The 26,317-nt window shown below is 41.4% G+C and carries 24 protein-coding genes and 1 pseudogene; 8 read left to right on the top strand and 17 right to left on the bottom strand.

Annotated elements, in window-relative coordinates; genetic code table 11:
- Positions 1-457: 457 nt before the first annotated feature.
- Positions 458-3,034, bottom strand: coding sequence for a glycosyl hydrolase family 95 catalytic domain-containing protein (locus tag J7E57_RS05635; RefSeq protein ID WP_215125973.1), 2,577 nt, complete (start codon positions 3,032-3,034; stop codon positions 458-460).
- Positions 3,035-3,522: 488 nt separating this feature from the next.
- Between J7E57_RS05635 and J7E57_RS05630 the strand changes: the two genes are divergently transcribed.
- Positions 3,523-3,714 (top strand): hypothetical protein, encoded by a 192-nt coding sequence (locus J7E57_RS05630; protein WP_215125972.1) that lies wholly within the window; start codon positions 3,523-3,525, stop codon positions 3,712-3,714.
- Positions 3,715-3,886: 172 nt separating this feature from the next.
- Here J7E57_RS05630 and J7E57_RS05625 read toward each other — a convergent pair whose 3' ends face one another.
- Complete coding sequence (locus tag J7E57_RS05625; RefSeq protein WP_215125971.1) at positions 3,887-4,681, bottom strand: heparin lyase I family protein; 795 nt, start codon at positions 4,679-4,681, stop codon at positions 3,887-3,889.
- Between the two features lie 124 nt (positions 4,682-4,805).
- Here J7E57_RS05625 and J7E57_RS05620 point away from each other — a divergent pair, with 124 nt between their 5' ends.
- The gene (locus tag J7E57_RS05620) at positions 4,806-5,009 is read left to right on the top strand and encodes a hypothetical protein (RefSeq protein WP_215125970.1); all 204 of its coding nucleotides are present in this window, start codon (positions 4,806-4,808) and stop codon (positions 5,007-5,009) included.
- 225 nt (positions 5,010-5,234) lie between these two features.
- Here J7E57_RS05620 and J7E57_RS05615 read toward each other — a convergent pair whose 3' ends face one another.
- The 6 genes from J7E57_RS05615 to J7E57_RS05590 all read right to left on the bottom strand — a co-directional run bounded on the left by J7E57_RS05615 (position 5,235) and on the right by J7E57_RS05590 (position 9,940).
- Positions 5,235-5,678: a hypothetical protein gene (locus J7E57_RS05615; RefSeq protein WP_215125969.1), complete on the bottom strand. Its 444-nt coding sequence runs from the start codon at positions 5,676-5,678 to the stop codon at positions 5,235-5,237.
- 477 nt (positions 5,679-6,155) lie between these two features.
- Positions 6,156-6,503 carry a helix-turn-helix domain-containing protein gene (locus J7E57_RS05610; RefSeq protein WP_215125968.1) on the bottom strand — a complete coding sequence of 116 codons (348 nt, stop codon included), beginning with the start codon at positions 6,501-6,503 and terminating at the stop codon, positions 6,156-6,158.
- Positions 6,504-7,110: 607 nt separating this feature from the next.
- Complete coding sequence (locus J7E57_RS05605) at positions 7,111-8,322, bottom strand: DUF3570 domain-containing protein (protein WP_215125967.1); 1,212 nt, start codon at positions 8,320-8,322, stop codon at positions 7,111-7,113.
- A 16-nt stretch (positions 8,323-8,338) separates the two neighbouring features.
- A complete protein-coding gene (locus J7E57_RS05600) occupies positions 8,339-8,569 on the bottom strand; it encodes a DUF4266 domain-containing protein (protein WP_215125966.1) in 231 nt (76 codons plus the stop codon).
- Between the two features lie 2 nt (positions 8,570-8,571).
- Positions 8,572-9,504, bottom strand: coding sequence for an FAD:protein FMN transferase (locus J7E57_RS05595; RefSeq protein WP_215125965.1), 933 nt, complete (start codon positions 9,502-9,504; stop codon positions 8,572-8,574).
- A gap of 7 nt (positions 9,505-9,511) precedes the next feature.
- On the bottom strand, positions 9,512-9,940 hold the full coding sequence (locus tag J7E57_RS05590; protein WP_215125964.1) for a thioredoxin family protein: 429 nt from the start codon (positions 9,938-9,940) through the stop codon (positions 9,512-9,514).
- Between the two features lie 428 nt (positions 9,941-10,368).
- Between J7E57_RS05590 and J7E57_RS05585 the strand changes: the two genes are divergently transcribed.
- On the top strand, positions 10,369-10,821 hold the full coding sequence (locus J7E57_RS05585) for a pyridoxamine 5'-phosphate oxidase family protein (protein ID WP_215125963.1): 453 nt from the start codon (positions 10,369-10,371) through the stop codon (positions 10,819-10,821).
- 17 nt (positions 10,822-10,838) lie between these two features.
- Here J7E57_RS05585 and J7E57_RS05580 read toward each other — a convergent pair whose 3' ends face one another.
- The 5 genes from J7E57_RS05580 to J7E57_RS05560 all read right to left on the bottom strand — a co-directional run bounded on the left by J7E57_RS05580 (position 10,839) and on the right by J7E57_RS05560 (position 14,634).
- The gene (locus tag J7E57_RS05580; RefSeq protein WP_215125962.1) at positions 10,839-11,546 is read right to left on the bottom strand and encodes a Crp/Fnr family transcriptional regulator; all 708 of its coding nucleotides are present in this window, start codon (positions 11,544-11,546) and stop codon (positions 10,839-10,841) included.
- Positions 11,547-11,713: 167 nt separating this feature from the next.
- Complete coding sequence (locus tag J7E57_RS05575) at positions 11,714-12,292, bottom strand: methyltransferase domain-containing protein (protein WP_215125961.1); 579 nt, start codon at positions 12,290-12,292, stop codon at positions 11,714-11,716.
- Between the two features lie 44 nt (positions 12,293-12,336).
- A complete protein-coding gene (locus J7E57_RS05570) occupies positions 12,337-12,924 on the bottom strand; it encodes a class I SAM-dependent methyltransferase (RefSeq protein ID WP_215125960.1) in 588 nt (195 codons plus the stop codon).
- A gap of 445 nt (positions 12,925-13,369) precedes the next feature.
- Positions 13,370-13,678, bottom strand: coding sequence for a hypothetical protein (locus J7E57_RS05565; protein WP_215125959.1), 309 nt, complete (start codon positions 13,676-13,678; stop codon positions 13,370-13,372).
- A 203-nt stretch (positions 13,679-13,881) separates the two neighbouring features.
- Entirely contained in the window at positions 13,882-14,634 is a 753-nt protein-coding gene (locus J7E57_RS05560) for a YoaK family protein (protein ID WP_215125958.1), read from the bottom strand.
- 589 nt (positions 14,635-15,223) lie between these two features.
- On the opposite strand from J7E57_RS05560, the gene J7E57_RS05555 reads away from it, so the two are divergent.
- Genes J7E57_RS05555 through J7E57_RS05545 form a run of 3 tightly spaced genes read left to right on the top strand, consistent with a single transcriptional unit; the run spans position 15,224 to position 17,885 of the window.
- A complete protein-coding gene (locus J7E57_RS05555; protein ID WP_215125957.1) occupies positions 15,224-16,201 on the top strand; it encodes an aldo/keto reductase in 978 nt (325 codons plus the stop codon).
- A gap of 12 nt (positions 16,202-16,213) precedes the next feature.
- Positions 16,214-16,951, top strand: coding sequence for an SDR family oxidoreductase (locus J7E57_RS05550; protein WP_215125956.1), 738 nt, complete (start codon positions 16,214-16,216; stop codon positions 16,949-16,951).
- Positions 16,952-16,970: 19 nt separating this feature from the next.
- Entirely contained in the window at positions 16,971-17,885 is a 915-nt protein-coding gene (locus J7E57_RS05545; protein WP_215125955.1) for a helix-turn-helix domain-containing protein, read from the top strand.
- 630 nt (positions 17,886-18,515) lie between these two features.
- Here the strand turns inward: J7E57_RS05545 and J7E57_RS05540 are convergent.
- Positions 18,516-22,109, bottom strand: a complete 3,594-nt coding sequence (locus J7E57_RS05540) for an MBG domain-containing protein (protein ID WP_215125954.1) — start codon at positions 22,107-22,109, stop codon at positions 18,516-18,518.
- 169 nt (positions 22,110-22,278) lie between these two features.
- Between J7E57_RS05540 and J7E57_RS27435 the strand changes: the two are divergent.
- Together J7E57_RS27435 and J7E57_RS05530 are read left to right on the top strand one after the other, a co-directional pair.
- Positions 22,279-22,437, top strand: a pseudogene (locus J7E57_RS27435) (Y-family DNA polymerase); the annotation flags it as partial.
- 503 nt (positions 22,438-22,940) lie between these two features.
- Positions 22,941-23,564 (top strand): LytR/AlgR family response regulator transcription factor, encoded by a 624-nt coding sequence (locus J7E57_RS05530; RefSeq protein WP_215125953.1) that lies wholly within the window; start codon positions 22,941-22,943, stop codon positions 23,562-23,564.
- A gap of 151 nt (positions 23,565-23,715) precedes the next feature.
- Here J7E57_RS05530 and J7E57_RS05525 read toward each other — a convergent pair whose 3' ends face one another.
- Genes J7E57_RS05525 through J7E57_RS05515 form a run of 3 tightly spaced genes read right to left on the bottom strand, consistent with a single transcriptional unit; the run spans position 23,716 to position 26,251 of the window.
- On the bottom strand, positions 23,716-24,678 hold the full coding sequence (locus J7E57_RS05525; RefSeq protein WP_215125952.1) for a hypothetical protein: 963 nt from the start codon (positions 24,676-24,678) through the stop codon (positions 23,716-23,718).
- Complete coding sequence (locus J7E57_RS05520) at positions 24,675-25,874, bottom strand: C1 family peptidase (RefSeq protein ID WP_215125951.1); 1,200 nt, start codon at positions 25,872-25,874, stop codon at positions 24,675-24,677. The genes J7E57_RS05525 and J7E57_RS05520 overlap by 4 nt, the downstream gene beginning before the upstream one ends.
- On the bottom strand, positions 25,871-26,251 hold the full coding sequence (locus J7E57_RS05515; RefSeq protein WP_215125950.1) for a protease inhibitor I42 family protein: 381 nt from the start codon (positions 26,249-26,251) through the stop codon (positions 25,871-25,873). Before J7E57_RS05515 ends, J7E57_RS05520 begins: the two co-directional genes overlap by 4 nt.
- Between the last annotated feature and the right edge of the window lie 66 nt (positions 26,252-26,317).

Raw genomic sequence — 26,317 nt, 5'->3', positions numbered from 1 at the left:
AAACCTGGGTAATTTCTGTTACTCATACGTTTTAGTTTTATATTTGGTTACTGCAATTAAAGGATAAAACAAGAAATAGTTGGTGCAAGAATTGGCGAATTAGTCAACTATTTTGGCAAATAACTTATTCAGGTTCAAAAATCCTTTCCTGATGAAAATGGCAATATTTATCCCTTCCAGGCATGCCTGGTGCTAAAGTTGAATGGTTAACCCAGCATACAACTTTTAAATTGCCTGTTATTGATGATGTCAAAATAGCTTTTAAACGGATCTGGTAGGGTTAGCAGATTAACAAAACAATTTAAAGGCCTGAAAAACAAATATTTACCACAGAACAATCTGACCAGAGAAAAATAAATGGGTATAACACTTACAAATGAAACCTAAATCTTCGCACAAAATCGGGTAACAAAAAATAAATTGCCCCCTTTTGGTGCTGTATGCAATGGCTGATTAATTAATCAGCAGAAGTGATCAAATAAGTCTCACCTTTTTTAACGTTGAGCTCATAAACATAACTTTGCTTTAAATTGAGCGGCCGCAGCGCTTTTTTGCTATGGTTAAGGTATTGTGTTTCCACAACGTTTTCAATACCATCTGTTCGCGGGTCTGCATTCGAATTATTAATCTTAATTTTCGTAAATGTCCTGATTTTACATTTTCCGGTTCTGTTTGCTTTAATGAATGCCCTTTTGAGCATCCCGTTTGCCCATTGTATTGCTACACTGTAATCTCCTCTTGCTTTGATCCCCTCTATTCTGCCCGATTGCCATGCATCAGGCAGTGCAGGGAGCAAAACCAGCTCACTATAATGGCTCTGCAGCAACATCTCTGTCATCCCGGCAGTTGCCCCAAAGTTACCATCAATCTGAAAGGGAGGATGTGCGTCAAAAAGATTTGGATATGCACCACCACCGCTCATCTGCCCTTTTGGCGAAAGTGGATCAATATAATTTAATGCCGATAGCAGCACCTGATAAGCATGATTACCATCCTGCAACCTGGCCCACCAGTTTGTTTTCCATGCCATAGACCAACCTGTGCTCACATCGCCACGATGCAATAAAGACTGTTTTGCTGCCGATGAAAGTGCCGGATTTTGATAAACATTGATCTGTCCGGCAGGATAAAGTCCGTAAAGCTGAGAAATGTGCCTGTGTTGATCTTTAGGATCATCCCAATCCTGAAACCATTCCTGTAGCTGTCCGTACTGCCCAATCTGATAAGGATATAACCTGGCTTTAGCCTGCTTAAGTTGTTCTGCAAAAGCAAAATCGTTTTTTAAAACCTGCGAGGCCTGTATGCACTGTTCAAAAAGTTCTCTGATAATCGACATATCCATTGTAGAGGCAATACTCAATTGATAGGCTTTGTCCTTTATTTTAACTACATTTTCGGGAGAAGTGGAAGGATTGGTAACCAGATAGCCCGTTTTAGGATCTTCTATTAACCATTCCAACATAAATTCTGCTGCACCTTTCATTAAAGGATAACCCGTTTTTTCCAAAAAAAGGGTATCATTGGTGTATAAGTAATGCTCAAACAGATGGGTACATAGCCAGGCTCCAGCCATTGGCCAGCAGGTTTTTCTTGGCATCTCCCGCTCCTCTTTATCAAAGGCTCCAACTGTTGAGGTTTTGGCCCAGATATCCGAATTGTGATGCGCTACCCACCCTTTACCGATGTTATAATTCACCTTGGCTGTTGCTGCCCCATTAACCGAAAGGTTTTTGATGAAGTTAAATAAGGGCTCATTACACTCGGTAAGATTAGTATTTTCTGCCAGCCAATAATTCATCTGCGTATTTATATTGGTGGTATAGTTACTGCCCCAGGGTGGCTGCACCAGATCATTCCAGAGGCCTTGCAGGTTCGTAGCCTGGCCTCCTTTTCTTGAGCTTGAAATTAGCAGGTACCTTCCATACTGATAATAGAGTGCCAGCAGATTATGATCGGGAACCGTGCTGTTCTTAAAATGCAGCAACCGCTCATTTGTTGGCAACTGGTCCGATTTAGGATCTGGATCTCCCAGTTCAAATTTTACCCGGTTAAAAAGGTTTTGATAATCACTTACATGGTTAGTGTAAAGCTGCGAATTGCCTTTTTTAATGGCTTTGTTCATATTTGAGCGCGTTTGTACCGAAGGATCTTTACCCGCTAAACCTGCCGACTTATCAAAACCGTTAAAACTTGTTGCACCTGTTAGGTAGATCACCACTTCTGTTGCCTTGCTTACCGTTAAAGCTGAAGAGGTACTTTTCACGGTTCCACCAACATTTGTCACCTTCAGCCGGATCTGAAAATTCATTCCCTCTTTTTCATCGTACACCACCTGTTGCGGATCGTAATCTCTTGCAGCCACATATTTTGGCGCTTTACCGTTCAAAATCAACTGGTGTTGATCTGCGCTTGCAACAATATATTTCAGTTTGCTCGTTAAACCAGCACTGAAACTAATTGAATTTGCCTTATTTGCCGTTATTTTCATCACCAATACCTGATCGGGATAACTCATATAAGTCTGCCGGGTATAATTAATTCCATTTACGGTATATTTTACCATCGATACCGCCTTAGCTAGATTAAGTTCGCGGTAGTAATTTGTAAAAGCCGTATTTTTATGGTCAAAATCCAAAAACAAATCACCCATAGGGAGATATCTTGCCGAATATGGTCCCTGCATTTTGCTCCATAGCGACGTAGCTTTTAGATAATCACCTTCGAACATTGCTTTCCTTACCTGCGGTAGCAGACCTGGCCCATCAGCGTTATTTCCAGTGTCAGGATAGCCAGACCATAGGGTACTTTCATTTAGCTGTAACCGTTCCCGCTGTACGTTTCCGAATACCATGGCACCCATTTTTCCGTTGCCCAGAGGCAGTGCCTCTTCCCAAACCCTGGCTGGCTGATTGTACCAAAGCTTTAAAGGTCTGGAAACAGTTTTTTGAGCATTAACGCTTGTAATGCCAAGGCATATAAAGCATACAACTAGCTTAAAAATCAAAACAATTCTTTTCTGAATAACGGTCTTCATGTGGGATATCATAAATATTTGGTTAGCGTCGGTTTATTGAGCTGATGCAAAAAATGAAAGTTTAATGCACCTGGTAAAATCATGGATTTAAACAAAATACCCTACCTGCCAATAAGCCGCTTTATATTTAATCTGCAACTAAGTGATAATTTATTGGGCTTTACTCTTCTAAATTATCCATTTAATCAACAAAATTGACATCAACTGGCTAGCTTACTTAAAAACCAAGCCAATTATGTTGAATCCTGCAGATATGATTGGCTAATGAACATCGATTTAATATTAATCTGTATCAACCGTTTATAAACCGATTGCTTTTTTAAACCTTCTGCCTATAAGGCTGCCGAAACCAAACCACTATTTATTAATAGATAAACCCATTTTTTCAACAATGGATAAAATGCTGAACTTAATCCAGATTACCATTTTACCACAATGCCCAATAGCCGAAAGCTCCAGGTTTGATCCGAATCGAAAATATTAATGATTTGATCATTAGTAACATCTGTATCAACAATGAAGGTGAAGCGTCACAAACAGAAGGAATATCCATCAGTCCAGGACTTTGTCAAACCATAAGTAAAATTTATTCCTTAACCAAAGAGGACGAACAGACGGGCATTATCCGGAATATTTCCATCTTATCTGGCCAGATACCTACAAGTGAAATCATTACCTAAACACTGAAGGGATTGAATGCCATAAATCAATGAGACATTTAAAGAAAGAGAAAAGGGAGGAAATTTCACCAGGGTGCTCAATGGTTCAAGCAATACTTGGCATAGCTGGTAAAACTGATCAGCGGGAATCAGAAAAGACAAACTGAACAGTTTGTCTTTTCTGATATTAATGTTATTGCGCTACATCCGCGTAAGATGTACCGATTCTTATTTTTTTAACAAAATGTGTTACCTGTGAAGAATCACCTCCGTAAACTCCCCACTTCGGATCACAGTAATCGACATCTAAAGTTCTGCAATATAACCGCTGACTACCGTTTGCAAGGGTTTGTTTAACGCCATTGTACCAGAATTCAATATAGCCCACAGCGGGATCTCTCGATACTTTCATCCGGATAACGAATTTAAGCCAGGTGTTTACGGCCAATGCGGTAGACCAAGGAACTGTGGCCACATGGTTATCGTCGAAATGTTGTAATTCAAGGTTTCCTGATTTGGTTCTGAGCATCAAAGGATGATTTTGCAGTGATCCGTCAGTTGGATAAGATTTCCATTGAAATATAGCCTCTGTCTTTAATGTTGTTGGCATATAGATTTTACTGGTCCAACCGATGTATATTTCATCTCCATCCTGTGCCTCGTAGTTTTTGGCGCCATGCCCTTCTGTCCTGTGGCTGTTTGCAGGTTTAAGAAATTTCCAGGTTAGGGTACCCGTTTCATCATTTACAGTGGTTACCGTTCCTGTACCTTCAATGTTAATGTCTTTCCATACATTGGCTGATCCGTTGGAGGCATCACCATTAAAGAGCACAGACATGATTTGCACCCCTCCTGATGTAGTGTTTTGCTGCTGTACAGATTTGTCAATTTTTTCTACGGGCGTTTCTACCGTTGATTGTTTCTTGCAGCTATACTGCATCACAGTGGCACAGGCAAGCGCCAGAATTACTGGTTTAAATGTTCTCATAAGGTTATTATTTTGGTTAGTAATACCTAAATTTAGTGCCTTATTTCAGGTCATTATTCTGCACTATAGGCTAATTACTCAGCAGGATTAGCATATAAGAGAATCACGACTAGAAAATCAAAACATGAAAAAGTCTATCACTATCAAAAAATTCATTGCATCTCTTGAAAAACATGGAACTATTATTCCTTTTGACAAAGCTGAAGCCGTATTAGAACTTGTTTATGAATTAAGTGAGCTTGTAGTTAAAAAAGGTCGGAATGATATTCTTCTTAAAGTCGTTTACGTGGAAATGCCTTTACTATTAAATTTCTGTTTTCATTGCTAAAATGTTCATAACCTTCTCCCATAACATCTAAACCAACTCCAGAATACATCAATGCGACTTCGTTTTCTCTGTGCACTGCAATTCCTATTGTAGTGTGTAAGGCAATTGTGAATTGTTGTTCGCAATCACAAACAAAGGACGATAGTGAACAAATAAACTAAAATACCCCCTTCCCAACAAGGTTGATCATTGCCGGTATTGATAAGGAAACGGCAGAAAAAAGCCTTACTGTTCGTTCATGAAAACTGGCCTGCTACAGTTCTCAAGTGCCCAGTCCATCCAGAACTTAAGCCACCTCAACCGCTCAAAATAAAAATCCTCCGCGCTAAAAGAAGCTTCGTCCTTTACCGAAAATACCGTTGGATATTTTTGGGCGTAATCGGCGCACGCCTGATCGATAGTGGTTTTGTGCACTATAGACAATACAGTCACCCCATCCAGAGCGTTCAATAGCCCATAACCCGGATCAAAGAAAAAATCGTAAAGCCCGGACGCAGTCGCAAGATCCTCCCAGGCCGAATAGGAAGGCTTCCTTACATTGGTGTGATCGGTCACCTCACCAAACGCCGGTGCATCCTCAATAAAAACCTTTTCGCAGTCGATACGTTCAATACCAGTTTCTGGATCTGTGCAGGTAATGGCCTGGCCGATCTTTAATGTATAGCCCATATCCAAATTTAAAAATTGATACCCATATCACCCAGAATAAAAATCGGCATTTTTTCCACAGCGCACGGCTACAAAAATCTGGTAATCGAGTAAGAAGGGTGGGATTATTTCCCTAACCTATCCTCTCACATCACCGCACCTAACGTTCGGCATATGGCAATTCCTCCAGTTTAGTCTCATGCATCAGAGTAACTCTTTGCCAATGAAGGATATCTGCAAGCTCCAGTCGTTTGCTGGTACTGAACTGTTAAACCTCAGCTTGAGTTTGGTACCGATATTTACACAGTATCAAAACCGCTCGGTCACCGCTCCTTAAAAAATACTGAAATCTATGCCAAAATAGTGGATAAGAACAAACGCCAGGCAGCAGCCAGGATAATGCTTAAAGATGTTGAAGATGAAAGTAACACCGATGATCAAGAGAAAAGGCTGAGTATTCTTATCCTGCACATAAAAGAGAAAAAAAAATGGCACAAGCTAAAAGAGTATATCCTTTTTATCCAAATGATTAGTTCTACCCTGTGATTCTTGAATGATTTCAGATGCGGTTTTGCGTCTGGAAGCTACGACCCATTTTTTGAGTTCCGACTGGCTAAAGTACAACCGCCTGCCCGGCTTGCTTACCGGGATTTCCATTCTACTGACTTTAGAGTATAAGGATTGCACAGAAACCTTCAGGTAATCAGCAGCTTCTTTTATAGTTAAAAGGTCATGAGATCCGTCATCAACCGGATTAAGATCTGATACCATATCCTCGATCCGTTCTACCTTTTGAAATAACTGACGGATGATTTCAGGAAGTTTTTCAAAACCAAATGGTTCCATAACATAGCGTAATAACCGTAATTTTAGGGGTTATTTTGCTTACGTTATCCAATATTGGAGAGATTGGACTATCGGTATATTACTAGCAAAGTTTGCACCGACCGTCCTATGGTTTCCTCTGATCCCACTGTGTTATTTTTGAATCACCATCATGACAGCCTATGTTTAGAGGTCGGTTATGGGTTGTTATTTTTAACCCTGCCGAAATTAAGGTTCAGTGCTGACAGGCCAGGGAATTTTTGAAAAATACAACTCTGATCTTTGCCCGATGATCCATGTATCCCGTCATTCCCTTTACCTTGAGCAGAAGCTGATTCTTGCTAAGCGCCATAATTAAAAAGCAAGGGGTTACCGATCAACTGTTTACTTTCAATATCTAAAAACCTTTCATTGCTTGTTGAGCCAATATCGGATTATTAAAAGTGGAGGGAGTTATAAAATAAGGTGAATCCGTTTAAGGCTTTCGGGTCAGAAATACCTTAAACGGGAAACTTTGAACGAAAACTTGATCCTTTCTATCAAAAGTATTAGGATCCTTCTAGTCTAAATCTAACATCATTAGGAAAAACCAACAAACTATTTACTATAAACTACCTGCTATTGAGCACTATTTAAATTTTAGATTCAGACTAACAATATTGGAAACCAGGCTTGTTGACCGTGAGTAATGACCATATCGCAGCTCAAGCATATTCAATCTCTGCCAACCGAAAACGCCTTTAGGTGGAGCAAACCTGATACCTGCACCATAAAAATCACTGCTCAGCGTGGATAGGTCATAATCACTGGTAAAGTATTGATCCGATGGCGAATGCTGGCCATAAGGTGCAAAGTATTTGGTTCCCACCTGGTTATTATAACGATAAAATGGGCTTATAGAAAAGAACGAATTGATCTTAACAGGAATTTCAAGTTCTGCCGTGTGTGCCCTTATGCCCCAATTATCCATATAATATCGGTAAAATGTGCGGATCACAAAACGGTCATTCAAAAAGTAGTTCATCCGCAATCCTATTGGTAACTTATAACGCTTATCGGGCAGGGTTTCAGCACGCATTGAGCCATCTGTAAAATAGTCCCGTTGATACTTGGTAGCCAGCAATCCTTTTTGATAAGATGGTTCCAAAATCAGGGAAGCCTGAAATTTTTGATTGATGACCTGCGAGAGGGAGAAGGATGCACTAAAGGAATTCCTTGGTGCAGTATCATATTGCTCATCGCCTCTTCCGGTATTTCCCGTTCGCAACTCTATCGGTAAGATTACCGTCCATTGATCTAGAAAGGCCTGAAGTTTAAAATCAAACTGGGTATTTTTGTCTTTTGATAAACGGGTTAAATTGAAAGCAGCCCCCATCGACTGGTAATCGAACTCTGTTGAATAAGATCCTGTAAAACCGAATGAATTCCCGGTTTCTTCATTAGATTGGGTCCAGTTTAACGAAGGATAAATACGGGTATCAGCAGATGAAGCTGAAGAAATGGTACTGGGATCGATCTTATCAGAAGAAGCCGAAGTATAATGATCTACACCGAGTTCGAAAAGAAAGGTATTTTTTTTACCTCTTTTATTAAACTTGGACATTTGAAGATCGATGGTGTTGGCAAAATCGCTCAGTTTCTCAGTTCCGATACCACCTGTAACGGCAGAATTATTGCCATTCTGGTGGTAATAGGCCGAAACCAGGTTGATCTCATCAACTTTTAACTTCCGTGACTGATATTTACTGCTATCTGCTTTTGCAGGCTCGGGCCTGGTTTGTGCATAAGTGCTCAAGATACCGAAGTACATGAAAAGCACATGAAGATATATTTTTCTCATTTTCTAATTCGCCACATTAATTACAGCCACAGCCACCACCGCTTTTGCCTCCGTTGGCACCCGAGGCACCCTCGCGGTAAAGCTGAAAACTTTGTTCAAATTTTTGGGCTTTGCGGGCCGAAAGAATCATGTCGGCATCGTTAAGTTTACTTTTTTGATAAGGCTTTACGCTGCTACAGGCGCTAAGCAGACTGCCCAGCGAAACTGCGGTAACCATTAAAAGGAAAAATGTTCTGGAATTTTTCATATTTATATCACATTAATATTGTTTGAGGTATATACCCGATCATGATCATCGATTACGATACAGGCCACGTGTTTAATCTGGTTAATCAGCTCGAGCCCTACTTTTACACCCATTACCACAACTGGCGTGGCCAGGGCATCTGCCAGCTCAGCACTGGGACAGATTATACTCACGCTCTTCACACCGCTTACCGGGAGCCCGGTCTTGGGGTCGATCGTATGCGAGTAGCGCTTCCCACCGATTGTAACATATTTTTCGTAACTGCCAGAAGTGGCAATTGCCATATTACTGATCTTAAGCGAAGAAAATGGCCTATCGGTCTGTTCCGGATCGGCGATACCTACTGTCCACGAATGGCCATTAAGCTGTGTACCCCAGGTAACCAGATCGCCTGCAGCATTGACAATTCCACTGTTTATCCCCATTTGCTGTAGGATGAGTTTAGCTTTATCGGCTGCATAGCCTTTGCCAATTCCGCCGAAACCGATACGCATCCCCACATTTTTCAAAAACACGGTCGATTTTTCCCTATTCAGGATCACATTTCTGTAATTGATGAGACCAACAGATGCCAATGCGGTTGCTTCATCAGGCAAACTGGTCATGTTTTGATCGAAATTCCAAAGCCGCTTATCTATCGATCCATAGGTAATATCAAAAGCACCATCGGTAATTTCTGATATCCTGATCGACCTTTCAATAAGCCCCATAACTTCGTTATCTACCTTTACAGGCTTTAACCCTGCGTTTTCATTGATCAGACTGGTCTGACTAAGATCGCTGAAAGTGGTTAGCAGATGTTCTATTCGCCTCACCTCTGCTATCGCCGCATCTATCGCCCCATTACCTGCCTGCCCGTTTTCAGCAATGACAGTAAACTCGAAGCGGTTTCCCATGAGCTTGAGTATCCGGTTTACAGAAACAGCTTTAGCCATCTTGAGATTATTTTTTTAGTTTATCAATTTCAGAAATGAAAGCTTGCGCGCGCTCCTCAGGGAAGCCATCCCAGCTTTTGAGTACTTTTCCATTCTCATCTACCAAAACCGTGTATGGAAACTTGCCATCCCTGTTATATACATCCGCTAATGATTCGTTGAGTTTGACCTGTTCTTTTGAAAGCTGATTTTTCTTCTGCCTTGGAAAATCGGCCCTAACCAATAAAAGATTCGCAGAGGCATATTGTTCAAAGCTTTCGGATTCTAAAATCTCTTTGCGTAGGCGGATACATGGACCGCACCAATCGGAGCCTGAAAAATTGATCAGAATCCGCTTGTGTGTAATTTTTGCTTCTTTTTGTGCTTCAGAAAAATTCCCCATCCACAATATTGGGACAGCGAACAACCCAAAAAGGGAAACCAAAAGTAATTTCATAACTAAGAATAAATATTTAAAATAGTTTCTGTTAGCTGGTTAGGACAAAGACTTAATGAGCACAAAGCTGACTTATCCCGTAATCTTACATTTTCAGAGAAAGGCATTCCATGCCTAAGGCAGTTAATCAGCGTATAGGGTGTAGCGCTGGTCCCAAAACTTTTCAATTTCTTTTTGCTATTCATGGCCTTTTTATAGTGAATATGAGCAATACATTAAAATACTTAACCAATGTCGCGGCGGATAACCGTTTGATAACGACGAGCAGTGGCAGAAAAATATTTGTAAAATTCTATTCTATAAAAAGTGCTTAGCTAATCCTTAAATTTTAACTCAACCAGGGCACATAGTGAAGCCCTTATCCATTAGCACGAAACTACTTACGAAATCTGAAGACATTCTGAAGTTTTGTATTATAATCTGTTACGATGTTAGGAGAACTAAACGATCAACAGATCGAAAACCTTTTGAACACTCAGATTACAGGCAGAATTGCATGCAGTAATGACGGCGTTCCGTATATTGTTCCGATAAACTATTATTACGATGGAGAGAAAATTATTGCACATAGTGTAGCGGGGAAAAAGATTTCCATCATGCGCAAAAACCCTGTGGTATGCTTTCAGGTTGACGAGATCAAAAGCATTTTTAATTGGCAGAGCGTGATTGCATGGGGACGTTTTGAGGAGATTTCAGACATGGAGGAAAAGGGTAATTGCATGGAAGCATTGAAAACGCGTATTCAGCCCTTTTCAGAACCCCGTCCGGACCACACTTCGCATGGGCTCGCCACAAGAGCTGAAGATCTGGGTTTGCTTCTGCAGCTCATTTTCTATAAAATTATTCTTGTCATGAAAAGCGGCCGCTTCGAGAATAGCTGATTGAACGATAAACAATACTAACGGTAGTTGGATCGAGCAATCAGTTTTTCAATATTCTTAATCCAGATTTTTCTACCTTCTGTATAAAGGATATCCTCCGACTTTAACTCTTTGAGGAGCCGGATCACATTCTCCTTCGCCAGTCCGGCAAGGTTAGCCAGGTCATTTCTTGAGATATTGATCAGAATCTCTCCATCGGTGTTAAGATCCTGTTTATACTTTTCTCTGAGAAAAATGAGCGCTATTGCAAGCCGTTCTATAGCCGAGCGCTGCGAAAAAACAGAAATACTGTTCGCCAATACTGTATATTCATGGCTTAGTGCCTTTAACATACGTGAGGTGAGCAGGGGCGAATTGTTCAGTACCTGAAGAAAGTCTTCTTTAGGTATAAAGCTAAGAACGCTCTCCTCTATGGTAGCAGCCGAATCCGGATACCGTTCTTCGGAGAGCACGGCATGGTAACCGATGAATTCTCCCTGGTTAGCAACATATATGATCTGCTCTCTCCCACTATGATCCACTTTATATTTTTTCACCTTCCCCCTATGGATAAAGTAAATCCCTGAAGGCACAGCTCCTTCCCTGAAAACTACCTCTCCTTTTCCATATTTTTGTTCAGCCTGTGCTGAAATCAGGAACCGATACTCCTCTTCGGTCAGTACATTTAATATCGAGTGCGTACTGAAGTTCCATTTATCAATGGGAAAAATTCCTGATAAGCTCATATATAAAGGTACGACTTATATTATTCATTAAATGGCGTTTCCCTACCAGGGACTATCTCTGGGCACAATCCCAGATCAACTTTTATTTTAAGAATTTCCTTTTTTAACCAGGCCACCGTAATGTTTTTCAGACATATCTCCGCAAAGTGAGCGCATTAAAGTCAAAATTATCCTTTGATATACATTTTGAGCTCAGGATGATAGCACTGGGCAATGGCCTTATACGTAGGGGGGATTTGCCTTGTTACAGTATAATAAGTAACCAATCTGCAGCCTTTTGGCTGTAACTCGAGTTTCTTATAAAGCAGCTGGGTATAAAAACGGTAAAGATCATGATTCTTGTTGACGGTAGAATCAATTCCACCTTCGGTATTGAGGTTCTCATGAAAGGAATTAAAAAAGTAAAGACTTTTATATTCCTTAAGGTCTACATCAGTTATGTTACCATGAATGAAATCAACGTTAGAAAGATTAAGATTTTCCTTCGTATCATTTGCATATCTGATAAGTTCCCTTCTCTGGTCTATACCATAAAAAAATGTCCCAGGATTAAAAAACGCTGCAGTCAGACAGAATTTACCAACACCGCAGCCGATGTCCATCACCTTATGGGCAGGATAAGAAAGAAATTCAGATGCTTTTCTTGCAATGTCAAGCGGTGTCCAGTGGACCTTAGAAAGTTGTTGGATATGATCGGGATATAGATAATCAAAATGAATATCATGATCAAAGTAGGTATTTATCATTTGTTTATGGATTCGATAATAAAAAGCACAATCAGGATGATCAATCAGTTGCTTTTGACATACATATTTAAAAGACCGTTAAAAGTACTCTTGACCAAAGTGAAATTTTCAGGTACTTCCTTGCCAGACCCCTGATAGTTAACCAACCGGGTCCCTTGCGGCATCCTATCTAGATTTGCGCTTAGGTACCGTGTATAATACTTATATAAAGCCAGCGAGGTTTCTACAGAATCATCGATCCTGCCCATAAAATCCACATTTTCGAAAAAAGAATTATAAAAATAAAAATGGTCGAAAGCCTTAAAGTTTATCTGGGTCATGTTTGCATGAACAAATTCCAGATTATCGAGTTTGAGAAATTCCATTGCACCATTTGCATAATGCACCAGTTCCTGCCGCTGTTCTACTCCGAAAAACATGGTTGCAGGGTGCTGCTTTGCCGCTATAAGGCAGAATTTTCCAATACCACTACCGATATCGAGCACTTTTGAACCGGGAAGGGCAAGAAATTCAGCAGACTGCTGCGCTATGCCTATCGGGGTCCATTGTTTTTTGGATATCAGTTGAAAATGCTCCGGATAGAGCCAATCGAATGTTTGATCGTTCTCGAAAATTTTATTTATCATGTTCATGCCTTGATCTTAATTGGTTCCGGCAGATAGCGATATAAGGCTATTATCAAATCTGCATTTCAGGCCCCTGGTTTATGTATAAGCTAAAAAGCCCTTACCATCTATTGATTATTTTAATTTTCCGAGCCATCGGGATTCTATGATCTGCGTTAGCCTGCCTAACAGGCCAGGTTCAATCTGTATACTTCCCTCAACAACCTTCTGCCTCCATACACGCCCCTGGTTAAGGATCAGTCTGTGGTTCTTACCTTCAAGAAGTATATCCACCGAAATCTCATTTTCCAGTAACAACGAAGTCACGTATGAAATAACATATAATGTATACACTTTGTGGCCATACGATACCGGTAATGGAATTCCAATCATTTGCTTAATTCTTTTTTATCGGCCAGCCCACCACATATCCTAATACGATAAACGGTCCATACATCTGCGCAGGATTTCCTTAGGTATTTCTTCCAAATAGCTGTTTAAAAACAGTACTCCCTCTATTGATGTTCTCCTCCTTTAAAATACCCTGTTGACTGACCGATAAGACAACAATGGGAAGAAGGTTGTTTATCGAAGACGCAAAGAGCACCAATCGGTCCTTTAGTTCTTCCTCATCAAGTCTTGCCCCGACCTTGGACACTTTTACAAAATCCCCGGCGATTCCGTGTAAGAGCCTTACATTTTCCTCATTCTTCTCTGGACTCAAAGGGAAATTGTAACCTGCTTTTTCCAGGTCATATCCTAAATAAAAAATTTCGTTCATATGTTTTATGTGTTGAAAAGCTCCAGAGATATCCCCACTCATGGCAATACAGGCTCTTTAACAAAACCTAAAGCAAAATTATAGGCTAATGAGCTGTTTTTTCCAACAAAATATCATGGAGAAAAATGATAATTATCAGCTTGGCTGCTCAAGATAAATTAAATACATTTTGCCCAGTCGCCTCCATAGGTGTTGGCTGTAAACTAGAGATGCAGTCCGATCCTCCTTTTCACCGCGCCTGCGGTCCTGTTATAATACCTTTTGGCCCTGATCCTGAATACATCGTAAAGCAATACGAAAACAAGAATCGCAACCGGGGCAAAAAAAGAAGGGAATCCAAAATGTTTGAAAAGATAAGCTCCTGCAATTGCCCCTGCCATGAAGAAGAAAATAATAGCAAGTCGGAGCCTGATCTTCGATTTTACAGTTTTACGCTCCTGGCCTTCATTACGCAGAACCTGTGCCAGTTCTATCCCCAGATCTGTAAAAGTACCTGTAAGATGGGTAGTTCTTACGACAGAGCCGGACACCATAGACACCAGTGAATTCTGCATCCCCATGGCAAAAAGAAGACTTCCAGCAAATAACTCCTTTGAGAGAAGTGTTTCACTGTATCTTCCCCCGTAAAATGCTGAAAACAGCAGTACACCGATCTCGATGAGAATGGGAATTGAATAAGAGTAACGTTGGTTATGACCTGTAAAGGACAAGATCAGACCTGAAATAAATGCACCACCAAGAAAAAGCATCATCCATAGCGCGATAACCTGCACTGTGCCCCAATCCTGAAAGGCTATTCTTTCAGCAAAAAATGCAGCATGCCCTGTTACGTTTGTAGTAAGAATGCTAAATCCAAGATAGCCTTCAGCATTGACAAAACCAGCAGTCATGCCTAACAGGCTTGCCAATCTGAGATTATGCCCATATGTCCTTTTTGCTCCTAAGTGTCTAAGCATTATAATGAGATTTGATCGCGCCCAAATAAATTACTTCCAATAATCCGGTCCTAAAGAGAAGTGATATGGTCGGTTTAAAATCATAAATAGCAAAACCTAATAGAACTGGAAAGCGATTTAAAGTAAGACCATAAAACTTTCCCTCAAAGTTCCAAATAAATCCGCCCCAATGAAACTGATAAATATCAGTATTCAAGATGATTTCTTACCATAAAGGGGAGCATGCATTGCCGATAGCTTTGCAAAGACTGAAAACCGTCTGCCAGTGATCAAATTTTCTGAACAGCAACTAATCCCTGGAAAATCTAATGCCATAAGCATCAAAAAATATATCAATCCCAATATACAATTTGCCCTTTCACCCTGTGAAAGGGCAAACGAAAATTTCAATGTATCTGACTTTGAGTTATCCGCTGATGGTCTGACAGCCATCAAATCTCTAGATTAAGGTATAGGACTTATTGCAGCATTTAAAAACGATTGACAATCTGACTACAACAATTACCAATTGGGCTACTTTTTACAGAACGACAATCAGGAGTTTTGTACTTGAGATTTATTCAATGTTAGAAACAATCAAAAAAGAATTATGCAAAAGAGAAAATTAGGAAATAGCGGATTGGAAGTTTCCGCATTGGGCTTTGGCTGTATGGGTTTAAATTTCCTGGATGGCAAAGGTCTTGATAAAAAAGATGCCATAACGCTACTGCACAACGCAGTTGAAAGCGGGATTACATTTTTTGACACTGCAGAAGCCTACGGACCTTACACCAATGAAGAAATTGTTGGTGAGGCATTACAACCCTATAGAAAAGACGTAGTAATCGCCACAAAATTCGGTTGCAAAGATGCCAGACCTGCAGTAGGATTAGACAGCAGACCCGAAACGATCAGAGCAGTTACCGAAGCATCTCTAAAAAGATTAAAGACAGATTACATTGATCTGCTTTATCAGCACAGAGTTGACCCTGATGTCCCGATTGAAGATGTTGCAGGGACAGTAAAAGACCTGATACAAGAGGGCAAAGTGAAATATTTCGGTTTATCGGAAGCAAGTGCTAAAACGATCCGGAAAGCCCATTCAGTACAACCTGTATCAGCATTGCAAAGCGAATACTCTTTGTTTTGGCGCGAGCCTGAAGATGAAATCATACCAACATTGGAAGAATTAGGGATTGGTTTCGTTCCCTTCAGTCCTTTGGGCAAAGGCTTTCTCACGGGCATCATCAACAAAAAATTAGAGGCTATCGACCGCAGAAATATTATTCCCCGTTTCAACGAAGAAAATATAAAGGCCAATCTGGTTTTAGTGGAAGCACTTTCTGAAATTGCCAAACAAAAAAATGTTACGACAGGACAACTGGCATTGGCCTGGCTATTAGCGCAAAAGCCGTGGATCGCACCCATCCCCGGAACTACAAAATTGCATCGTTTAGAAGAAAACATCGGCAGCACAAATATTTTACTAACAGCCGATGAACTTGCAAAAATCGACTCAACAGTCAATGGAATTACACTTGTGGGCGACCGCTATCCTGAATTTTTAGAAAAACAAATAGACCGATAAGAACCAATAACAATGAAAAATATTAAAGGAAAAATAGTTGCCATTACAGGTGCAAGCAGCGGAATGGGTAAAACCATCGCCATGGAATTAGCTAAAAAAGGTGCAAAGGTTGTTCTGGGTGCAAGGCGAACAGCACAGTTGCAACAAATTGTTGAAGAAATTAATAGCGAAGGTGGTAAAGCCACATTTGCTCAAATTGATGTGAGGAATAAAGCAGATCTAATTAGATTGGTCAATACAGCAGTTGAGCAACACGGAAAATTGGATGTCATTGTAAACAACGCAGGTGTCAGTCAATTAAGCCGCCTTGACGAACTGGATATTGAAGGTTGGGAAGAAATGATCGACATTAATCTTAAAGGCGTTTTGTACGGGATGGCAGCTGCAATTCCCGTTTTTGAACAACAGCGATCGGGACATATCGTCAATATCATTTCAACTTCGGGAATAAAGATTGTGACAATGCAGGGCGTTTATGCAGGAACCAAAAATGCCATTCGCACGATTGCAGAAGCGTTTCGTCAGGAGTCAGACGGAAACATACGCATCACAGGCATTTCTCCCGGATTAGTGAAAACAGATTTTGCGGACAACATCAAAAACAAAGAAATGAAAACAGCTGTTCAAAAAGGAATGGAACAGATTGCCATCAACCCCATAGCCATTGCCAATGCTGTAATTTATGCGATAAGCCAACCTAACGATGTTGAAATCGGGGATATAGTTATCCGTCCGTCAAAACAAAATTAACTACATTCGTAAACGAGAAATGCAACAACAATCCAACATCAATCACCTAAAAAGTATATCGCAACTGGTGCGTATTTTGGGATTTCCTGCACCATTGCACCCCTTGATTGCATTGGTTGATTACAATAATGTTCCGATTGAGATGTTTCCAAAAGGGCAAAAAGTAAGTCTTGATTTTTACAAAATTTCCTTTAAGCCCACATTCACCGGACAAATAAAATACGGACAGGGCTATTACGATTTTGAAGAAGGCGGATTAGCATTTTTGAAGCCAAAACAAATCGTTTGTTCACCGGAAGACACAGAGAGCTATCAGGGTATTGCTTTGTATTTCCATCCGGACTTTATCCGAAATTATCCGTTGGGAAAAACAATAAATCACTATGGCTTTTTCTCATACGATGTTTCAGAAGCCTTGTTTCTGTCGGCAAAAGAAAAAGAAATCATAGCCAATTTATTTGCTACAATAGCCGATGAATTGGATAACAACATTGACCACTTCAGCCAGGATGTTCTGGTGTCACAGATAGAATTGTTATTGAATTACAGTAACCGTTTTTACAACAGGCAATTTATTACGAGAAAAGCAATCAATCACGATATCATAACTTCTTTGGACAAACTTTTAGACCACTATTTTGAAGAAGAAAACAGTCTGAAAAACGGCTTACCGTCCGTAAAATATATCAGTACAGAATTAAAGCTATCGCAGCGCTATCTGAGTGATATGTTGAGTTCATTGACAGGACTAAACACACAACAGTACATCCAGAACGCAATCATAGAAAAAGCTAAAGAAAAATTATCAAATACAAATCTTTCCGTTTCGGAAATTGCTTATGAATTGGGCTTTGAACATTCACAATCGTTCAGCAAGCTCTTCAAGACGAAGACAAACGTTTCACCTTTGGAGTTCAGACACTCCTTTAATTAACAACGACAATCAACAGACCAGTAAAAGCAAGTTTTGAGTAACCCGGATTTATATCAGGTGGCTTTTCATCCAGCATATTGAAGTTTAAAGCCGGGCCATTCAACGCTGTAGTTGCCGAGGTGGATCAAGCTAGAGTAAAAAACTCCGCCAAAGAAAAACTGACCATCATAATCCTCCCCTGTCAGGGACAGACGCGGCATCCTTCCAGAACAAAAGATACAGCAGATGGCCCGGCCTGCAGGGGGCAGCTAAAAAAAACCAAACCTCTTTCTAAATCACAACCAAAACAATGTCCATTTGTTGAAACAAACAAACTTCATGCCTGTTGAGCTCCTCCTATCCCTCCACCACCTAACCCGACCAAAACACCATCAGCCTCCCAACCTTCCCCTAACCATCCTCCTACAACCCTGTCAAAACACACCAGATTCCCCTGATCCGTCGGCCTGAGCAGGTGATATTTAAAAAAATTGATTAAATCACCTTTGATGTTTAAATTTGTTTAGTACCAGCCCATCCCCCCAGGATTCTTCATAAGAAGGATCATTAATATTGGACATTGTAACAATTGGATCTGTGGAATGTGGATCGGGATTGTAGGGTTGGCTAGTCCTTAAAATTGTCATATCACTACCTGATGATCACCACCCAGCCCGAAGCAACCTTTGTCCCATTGCCTGTAAGTATGGTATAGAAGTAGGTACCCACCGGCAGATCGCTCCCGTTATAAGTGCCGTCCCATGGTTTCTGATAGCCAACAGAGGAAAACACCTTGGTTCCGCCCCGGTTAAAAACCTCAACCCGGCAATTTGGATACAGGCCGATATTTTGGATATTCCACTGATCATTCACCCCATCCCCATTTGGAGAAAAGGCCGTTGGAGCCTCAACTGCTATACTTCCTGGAATCACCGTCAATATTCCCTGCACGTAATCAATCTGGTAATTAAGGGAAGCGGCCCCCGCAACCGAAATAACATAATAACCAGGTACAGAGGCCGGCCCCGCGTTAGTGCTTGCCACCGGCATTCCGATCAGATCCACCAATCCCTCCTGATTGACAAAGCCGCTGTATAGCAGGGTGAGTTCCGGATTGGCCTTCCCATATCTCCTCACCTTATCCTCGGCCCTTATCCTAAGCTTTGCCTTCTCAACATCAACATCTCCAGGAATAAAGTCCATAGAATAATTTCCGGCAACAAGGCTTCCCTGAACTGAAACGGGAACTGCTGCCTTGCTGTATTTGCCAACAGGATCTTTTGGGCGTATACCAGCAGTGATGTCCAGCTCAACGGTTTCGATACGGTCACCGTTTTTCAGCCCTGTGGCGATAAAATTTTTGGTGGATAAGGAATTAGGAAGAGATTTTCCATAAACTTTCTGTATTGCGGCCGGTGTTAGGGTAAGCGGGGCCGGCAGGACATGGCCAATAAGTCCGGCGAGAGATGCCGCACCGGCTTCCGGTGAAACACCACTGATCTGCCCCTGGTAGTCACCTACATCAGCGAAAGCCCCCAGACGTATATACAATACTCTTTTTCCCTCCTGCCCAACCGCAACATCCAGTTTCCTTGAAAAGGCTGTATTATCCTCGCTGATCTCATAACCTTCAGGTGCAACCAGGCGGACAGCTGATGAGAGTCTTTTTCCGGAAAGGCTGAATACCGCTGCAGCCGAGGGTGTGCCATAAACCGTACCCAGTACCGGAATATTCCCTTCAAGTGTTAGCGATGGTGCAGCGGGGCTTACATTAATTTTAAAAATGACTGCATCCCCTTCACATCCGTCTCCCGTAGCAGTTAAGGGAACAGCCCTCAGGGTTGCTGTTACCGGGAGCGGTCCACTGTTCAGCGGTAAAAAGGATGCAATATCGCCAGTGCCGCTGGCAGCCAACCCTATATCGGGTCTGTCATTTGTCCAGACAACACGGCCATAACTGCCGCTGAAGGCAATGACGCTGGTTGGCCTGTCCTCGACTACCTCTATATCCGCTATCCTATCCAATCGCGGCATTGCCATCACCGTTGCACTAACTGCTACCCTCTGGGTTTCAGCCCCGGCAGATTCTATCAGCACCTCACCGATGATTTCACCTTCTGAAGCATCGGCTGCCGACCTTACATAAACCTCCGCATCCCTGATCAGGCCATTCTGGTGGGCAAATAAAATGGTTTTCCCAAAACCAGAAAAAGGGTTCCCGGAAAGCTCAAAGCCGGGAGGTGCCTTTAACGAAAGTGGTGCAAAAAGATTTTCGCCACCGAGGGTAAAATGCAATAAATTGGGTGACAGTGATGCACTTCCCTGACAGGAAAGGACGCTACCGCTTACGGCCGAAACCGTAATTACCGGAAGCTCATCGACAGTTCCATCCGGGATGGAAAGTGATGAAGAAGCACCCCCATCGCTGACCGCACTGACCTCCCCTTTAAATGTTCCCGCGGTATTATCTGCCCTGAGCCTGATATAAATGGTAACCGGCACGGTTAAATCAGCGGCAGGCAGTGTAAGCTTGTCACTAAAATCAGTATTGTCCCTGCTAACTTCAAACCCTATCGGCGCGTAAACCGTTACATCGGTGCTAATGCCACTCGCCAAAACACTCACCGTAGTTGCTTCCGAAGGAGTTCCCCTTTGCGTATGCAGTGCGATCGGGTTCCCGCTGATAACCAGGCTTCCAGCACCCAATGGATTGACCGTAATCTTAAAATTTACAATACCGGTATTGCAGGTGAGCCCGCCCAAAATAAAATTTCCGTGGGCACTGGACCAAACACCTGCACCCGCACTCGACACCAGTTCATTGGTAATGGTATTGATTACGGAAACGCCTCCGCTGGAGGTGTTGACCACATATAGCCAGTTACCATCGGCGCTTACGCGGGAGCCATTCGGATAGCTTCCCACCTGCAGGCGCTTGATTAGTGAATAATCGTTAGTATCATATATTTCCACACGGTCCAGCGCAGAAATCGATGCATAGATACGGCTGCCGTCCGGACTGATAGAAAGACCGGAAACTGTTGCTGTGAGTATGGAACTGATTACCGTACCCGTTGCGATATCGACAACGTTGATTCCTCTTGAAAAACCGACATAAAGCCTTTTTCCGTCAGGGCTGCAGACCAGATGATTGGGTTTCCTACCGCCCCCGTCTGTAAAAGTCCGGTAAACAACGTTATCCGCTGTATTGATAAGGGAAACGGAATTGCCATCTTCATTGGAAACGAAGAGCGTAGCACCATCGGTACTGAGTGCCATATACTCCGGCCCTGCCCCCACCTGTATGGTAGCAGTAAGTGTCCGGGTTAAGGTATTGACCACATAAACCGCGTTGGAGTTATTGCTCACCAGGTAGACCCGGCTCCCGTCCGCATTTGAAATCATCCTCGTGGGCTGTCCCGGAAGGGGTATTCTAGTTTCCCTTGCAAAACTTGCAGCCACCTTGAAGCTGAGTACAGGGGACTTCGAGTTGAGGTAATAAAGGATTTCCCCATCCGGGCTGAACAGTACATCCATAGGCTCATTTCCCAGTCCGACAAGAACTGTAGTTTTATTGGTTGCCAGGTTAATAAGTGCGAAATTATTACTGACCGCTCCGGTGACAAAGGCCTGACCAGATGAAAAGGGTATGGCTTTTATCGAGGCAGTTACCGGGCTGCTACCATTATTGACCGCCGCAAAGGAAGGTATCGGGCCAAACCCACTTGCCGGAAGTCCCACACCGGGGTTATCGTTCACCCAGTAATAGTTATTCCCGGCAAGATCGACCGCCTTTGTAGGAGCGCCGTTGGCAACAATCTGATCGGGAATAGACGGGATAGTTCCCCTGATCGCCGCGGTAAGTTTCACTGTCTTTGTCTGTGCCCTGGCTGAAGATGCAGTGACCGTTCCCTCGATCATCCCTGCAGGGGCATCGGCAGATGAGCGGACGTACAATATGATTTCATTTACCGTTCCTCCCATAGCCTCAACGGTTAGACTGCCTGAATAAGCTGTTTTAAGATTTCTTGAAATCTCAAAGCCTGGAGATACCGAGAGCATGATTCCTGAACGGAGATTATTCCCGGAAAGATTTAGCCTGAGAACAGCGGGTGACTGTGAAACACTTCCCTGACAGGCAAAAATATCATGATAGGAAGTGTACAGTTCAATAGTCTGCCCAAAGGCACCTGTAGTGAGAAAAACGGTCAGTAGAAATAGAAAGAATGCCTTTAAAGGTTTCATAACAGATGAGAGCTGAAAATTCACTGCAAAGATAAACTAATTTATCAAAGGCTACCCCAAACTTAGGTATGAAGAGATTTACCGGCTAGTTTCTAAAAAGGCAGACGGGGTTAAGTACAGCAGGATTCGGTGGAATTGAATTGAAATTTAAAGCAACAACGATGGCTGTGTTATCGCTCGTAGCAACGAAGCAAAAGCTTGCGGCATTGCCATGGGTGCACCATTCTTTAAGATCAGAGAAGAAATTAAAAAACATAACATCGTTGTATTTAGTAGCCACTATACCCTATATGGCGATATCAGCGCAAGAGTAATGACCAACCTTTAAAGCCCTAAACACAAGCTGAAACAACTGCTGGAAATTTAGCTCAATAAGATGATTTTAAAAAACAAAAAGGTCATGTAATGCGAAAACACCAACTTCAAGCGCGCATTCATTGCTCACATTTCAAAGAAGGAGGTTCTTATCCCCTTCTTTTCATGCCATGGGCTTCCGACAGCTTGGTAAAAACTAAAAAGTTGAAATGACGAGTTAATAAATGAACCATTATTTCGCTGATAAAATCCTAAATAATGGAGATTCATCCAAGATTTTTATGCGACCGACCGCTTTTTTATGCGAACAACCTGTACCGCTATGTGAAAGACTTCCAAAACAGCTAGACATTGCTAATTAAAAATATAATTATTATTTTAGCGATATACTTTGCCGAGGCTATTTTATTATGGAACTAAAATGTATAACTATTGATGATGAAGACCACTCCCTGACCCAGCTCGAGGAACTCATATTGATGAGACCCGGAGTAGCCCACTTAAAAAGTTTCAATAATGCTTCACGCATTAACATATTTACATGATCAAAAACATGTTGACGTAGTCTTTTTAGATATTGAAATGCCACAGATCAATGGCATCGAGGCCGCAAAATTGCTTAGGCCATACTGCGATTTCTTGATATTCGTTACAGGCCATGCGGAATACGAAGCGCAAAGTTTTGAGATCGGCGTAGATGGCTATTTACTTAAACCAGTAAGCGAAGTTAAATTTATTCAGCAGGTTCAGCGCCTATTGGAAACAAAGTCAAATGAATCGTTCATTAAAAATCCCGACGGCTTTCTACTGGTAAAGGGAGGCTCAAAGCATAAATACATTAGCATACAGCTTGAAAAGATTTTATACATCAAATCGATGTTAAATTATGTACGGATTTTTTTAACTGATGGGGAACACATAACCTATCATACGATGAAGCATATAGAAGAGGCTATTCAAGAGCGGACTGAATTTTTAAGAATCAACAGGTCTGAAATAATATCCTTTAATCACGTCAAGCAGGTTGATGGATACCAAATCCTGCTCAATAACGGAAATAAATTTACGGTGAGCAGAAGTTATAAGAATAAATTTGATGAATTTTTGCGCAACCGGTTACCGGGTCCGGGGATCAGATAAACTGCAAGTATTTTTTGAAAACACCTCGCATTGAGATTAATTTAGACTGTTCATTTCTCAATTTTGTTTGTGACATTACGGTATCATAGTGTTTTTATCAGGCTAGTTTAATATATATCGCCATTTTTTTATAAAAACCCTTAGATCTTATTTACCTGAGCCAGACATCCACCTGCCCGATACTATTAGTGACTACAATCCGATTATTAGAAACCACCAAAAATTCCTGTATAATTCCTGGCGTGTAAGGATTATTGGATGGCCATATAATCCGGTACTGATTAAGGCTGATTTGTGAAGCAAAAGTTGGATATGCAAGGGGCTGATTATTATAGGGATTAAATGGTTGAAAAACTAGATTGCCTTGCTGACTAGAAATAAAAAATTTTGCCGCAAATCCTTGGGTATTATTAAGATTCGAGCTCCATGCTCCCATGATATTAAAAACTCCGACATTACCCGCCAGTAAGTTTAATCCATAATTGGCCGCATCTGCTAGCTCAAGCATATTCAATGATGCTCCGACCAACATATATCTTACCCTAGCTTCAGGAGTGCCATGATGCTGGTTGTCGTTAAATCTAAAATCACCCCTCTTAAAAAGCTCAGCAGAAAATTCCCGAAGGTCGGTAAGCTGTATTTTCATTTTTCTGCCCAGGAAATATCCAGCTAAAAAATCCGCATGTAGTTCAATCTGCACGCCAGATATTTTTTTTGTAACCCCTAATCTACACTGTGTAACGTGGGCAACCTCATGCGCAATAAGTCCGTAGAGACCGTCTTTAGTTGAAAAGCCGTTTTTATAAGCGGCAAGTAACTTACTACCAATGAATATGGTTGCACCACAGTTCGTGTCTTCACATTCGCAATAGGTTTTCGCATTCGACGCAGTTTCACTCGTGGTCACCCTGAATTTGGGACTAACTAGGAAAAATTGCCCAATATAATTTGCGTTTTTGAGCAATTCAGCGGGTAATTCATCTTCATTAATTTGATCTGCCGGTTGTGAAGCATTTTCTTCTTGAAGATACTCTGAACCTAATACTTTACATTGAGCCCAAAGCGTATGGTTGTTTAAGAGTAATAAAAGAATGAAAATTATTAGCTTTTTCATTGATGTAAGATTATTTCATATTTACTTCTATCCGCAGATAAGAATTTACTGATCATCACTCTGTACTTTGAATTCCCAGAGCCTAAAAGCGTTCCAGACCCTTCCCCTAAACCGATTCGAGTTTGGCCGTAAGCGTCTTTAAAAGTCGTTTTGGAGCGAATGGTGTAATTGCTAGTCTGTCCGCCTGGGATTTGGATGATTTTACTAGTTGTGGTGCTATTGCCAGTTCCAATGCTAAATACTTCTGTTTGGCCATTAATGGTCACATATACCTCCTCATAGACCTGGTCTGCAGATAGATTATCAGTAATGGAGATTTGAAAATCTCCGGAGATTGTTTCTGGTTGTAAATTGTTATTGATTTCAGCGTCGATCCACAAAGAACATACTCCAATATTATTACTATTGTAGCCAATCCAAGCATATCCACTATTACCCCATTGTGTACCCCATGAATTTTTGACTAGCCAGGCAGCCTTCAAATCACTCCAACCTACGATAGTCACCACATGGTTAACATCATTTGGGGTGGTTTGGTTAAATACCTCATTTCCGATAAAACTCTGGAATTGCAGGGTAGAATACATTGCCGTGAGAATGGCACCATGCCTAGCAATAGCTTCCTTGATCTCTGAAACAGGTGGTCTTTTATCCCATCTACGCTGCTTATCCACATAGTCCCAAGCAACCGCCTTAAATCCTCCTGAACCAGTAGAACAGTAAACCTGTACGCCCGTGTACGGAATCTGAGAGGTGCTTTTTACCGTGTTTCTATCCTCAACCCACCACTTCATTAACAAAGCTGGGAAACCACCCTGACAACTTCCACCATTGGAACAGTTTAATGCATTTTGCTCAGAAAGACTAACCATTTTTCCATGGTTGCGCATTGCGTATGAGCTTTCATACGAAGCTACTGAGGCGAATACCCAACAGCTCCCACAGTTTCCTTGATCTTTTACAGGTGTAATTAAATTATGCTTCCTTAGGTCCATTTCTGACAGATTTGGATCCACTATGTTAAAATGAGGAACTTTATCCTCATCAAAATTCAGGTATTCACTACCAAAAAGCTTACCATGAGAGCTCAAGATCATATCTTCTTGAGATTTCGTTGGCGGGACAAATCCATAGCTTTGAGCGAGGCACAATTGGCCCTGTACAATAAACAAGATTAAAGTAAATATTCTTCTCATTTCTTTACAAAAATTATTTTCACAAATTTTTCGGCATTTGCCGTGTCAATATTCTTTTCAAAAGGTCTCAAATAATAGAATACGATTTGATGACTTCCTTTTTTTTTGCTGGTAGTTATCTCAAAGAGTTCTATATCTGTTGCTTGTGATTTATCTATATTTGGTTTTGAATCATGTGATAAAACTTTATAATTTACCGTATCTGCTAGCTTCCACTGGTAACCGCGTCCAAGATTGGAAGGTATTTCTACGTGGAAGGGCTTGTCTCGATCAACCACGAATGCTCCTTTGGGGATTAATTGACTGGCACAGGAGACTATTATAAAGCTCGCTAGGAATATAAAAGTATACGACAACCTTGATTTTGATTTATACATATATAACTTCAATAAATTATTAACCTAAAGGATACGGTGTAGGACTGGCATTAACTAACTCACTAG

The organism is Pedobacter sp. ISL-64 (genome assembly GCF_018613605.1).
Lineage (GTDB): Bacteria > Bacteroidota > Bacteroidia > Sphingobacteriales > Sphingobacteriaceae > Pedobacter.
This window is presented reverse-complemented; position numbering and strand designations above follow the sequence as displayed.

Coding starts and splice junctions, on each gene's coding strand:
- J7E57_RS05635 (WP_215125973.1), bottom strand. CDS start 3,034: ATGAAGACCGTTATTCAGAAAAGAATTGTTTTGATTTTTAAGCTAGTT.
- J7E57_RS05625 (WP_215125971.1), bottom strand. CDS start 4,681: ATGAGAACATTTAAACCAGTAATTCTGGCGCTTGCCTGTGCCACTGTG.
- J7E57_RS05620 (WP_215125970.1), top strand. CDS start 4,806: ATGAAAAAGTCTATCACTATCAAAAAATTCATTGCATCTCTTGAAAAA.
- J7E57_RS05615 (WP_215125969.1), bottom strand. CDS start 5,678: ATGGGCTATACATTAAAGATCGGCCAGGCCATTACCTGCACAGATCCA.
- J7E57_RS05610 (WP_215125968.1), bottom strand. CDS start 6,503: ATGGAACCATTTGGTTTTGAAAAACTTCCTGAAATCATCCGTCAGTTA.
- J7E57_RS05605 (WP_215125967.1), bottom strand. CDS start 8,322: ATGAGAAAAATATATCTTCATGTGCTTTTCATGTACTTCGGTATCTTG.
- J7E57_RS05600 (WP_215125966.1), bottom strand. CDS start 8,569: ATGAAAAATTCCAGAACATTTTTCCTTTTAATGGTTACCGCAGTTTCG.
- J7E57_RS05595 (WP_215125965.1), bottom strand. CDS start 9,504: ATGGCTAAAGCTGTTTCTGTAAACCGGATACTCAAGCTCATGGGAAAC.
- J7E57_RS05590 (WP_215125964.1), bottom strand. CDS start 9,940: ATGAAATTACTTTTGGTTTCCCTTTTTGGGTTGTTCGCTGTCCCAATA.
- J7E57_RS05585 (WP_215125963.1), top strand. CDS start 10,369: ATGTTAGGAGAACTAAACGATCAACAGATCGAAAACCTTTTGAACACT.
- J7E57_RS05580 (WP_215125962.1), bottom strand. CDS start 11,546: ATGAGCTTATCAGGAATTTTTCCCATTGATAAATGGAACTTCAGTACG.
- J7E57_RS05575 (WP_215125961.1), bottom strand. CDS start 12,292: ATGATAAATACCTACTTTGATCATGATATTCATTTTGATTATCTATAT.
- J7E57_RS05570 (WP_215125960.1), bottom strand. CDS start 12,924: ATGAACATGATAAATAAAATTTTCGAGAACGATCAAACATTCGATTGG.
- J7E57_RS05565 (WP_215125959.1), bottom strand. CDS start 13,678: ATGAACGAAATTTTTTATTTAGGATATGACCTGGAAAAAGCAGGTTAC.
- J7E57_RS05560 (WP_215125958.1), bottom strand. CDS start 14,634: ATGCTTAGACACTTAGGAGCAAAAAGGACATATGGGCATAATCTCAGA.
- J7E57_RS05555 (WP_215125957.1), top strand. CDS start 15,224: ATGCAAAAGAGAAAATTAGGAAATAGCGGATTGGAAGTTTCCGCATTG.
- J7E57_RS05550 (WP_215125956.1), top strand. CDS start 16,214: ATGAAAAATATTAAAGGAAAAATAGTTGCCATTACAGGTGCAAGCAGC.
- J7E57_RS05545 (WP_215125955.1), top strand. CDS start 16,971: ATGCAACAACAATCCAACATCAATCACCTAAAAAGTATATCGCAACTG.
- J7E57_RS05540 (WP_215125954.1), bottom strand. CDS start 22,109: ATGAAACCTTTAAAGGCATTCTTTCTATTTCTACTGACCGTTTTTCTC.
- J7E57_RS05530 (WP_215125953.1), top strand. CDS start 22,941: ATGCTTCACGCATTAACATATTTACATGATCAAAAACATGTTGACGTA.
- J7E57_RS05525 (WP_215125952.1), bottom strand. CDS start 24,678: ATGAAAAAGCTAATAATTTTCATTCTTTTATTACTCTTAAACAACCAT.
- J7E57_RS05520 (WP_215125951.1), bottom strand. CDS start 25,874: ATGAGAAGAATATTTACTTTAATCTTGTTTATTGTACAGGGCCAATTG.
- J7E57_RS05515 (WP_215125950.1), bottom strand. CDS start 26,251: ATGTATAAATCAAAATCAAGGTTGTCGTATACTTTTATATTCCTAGCG.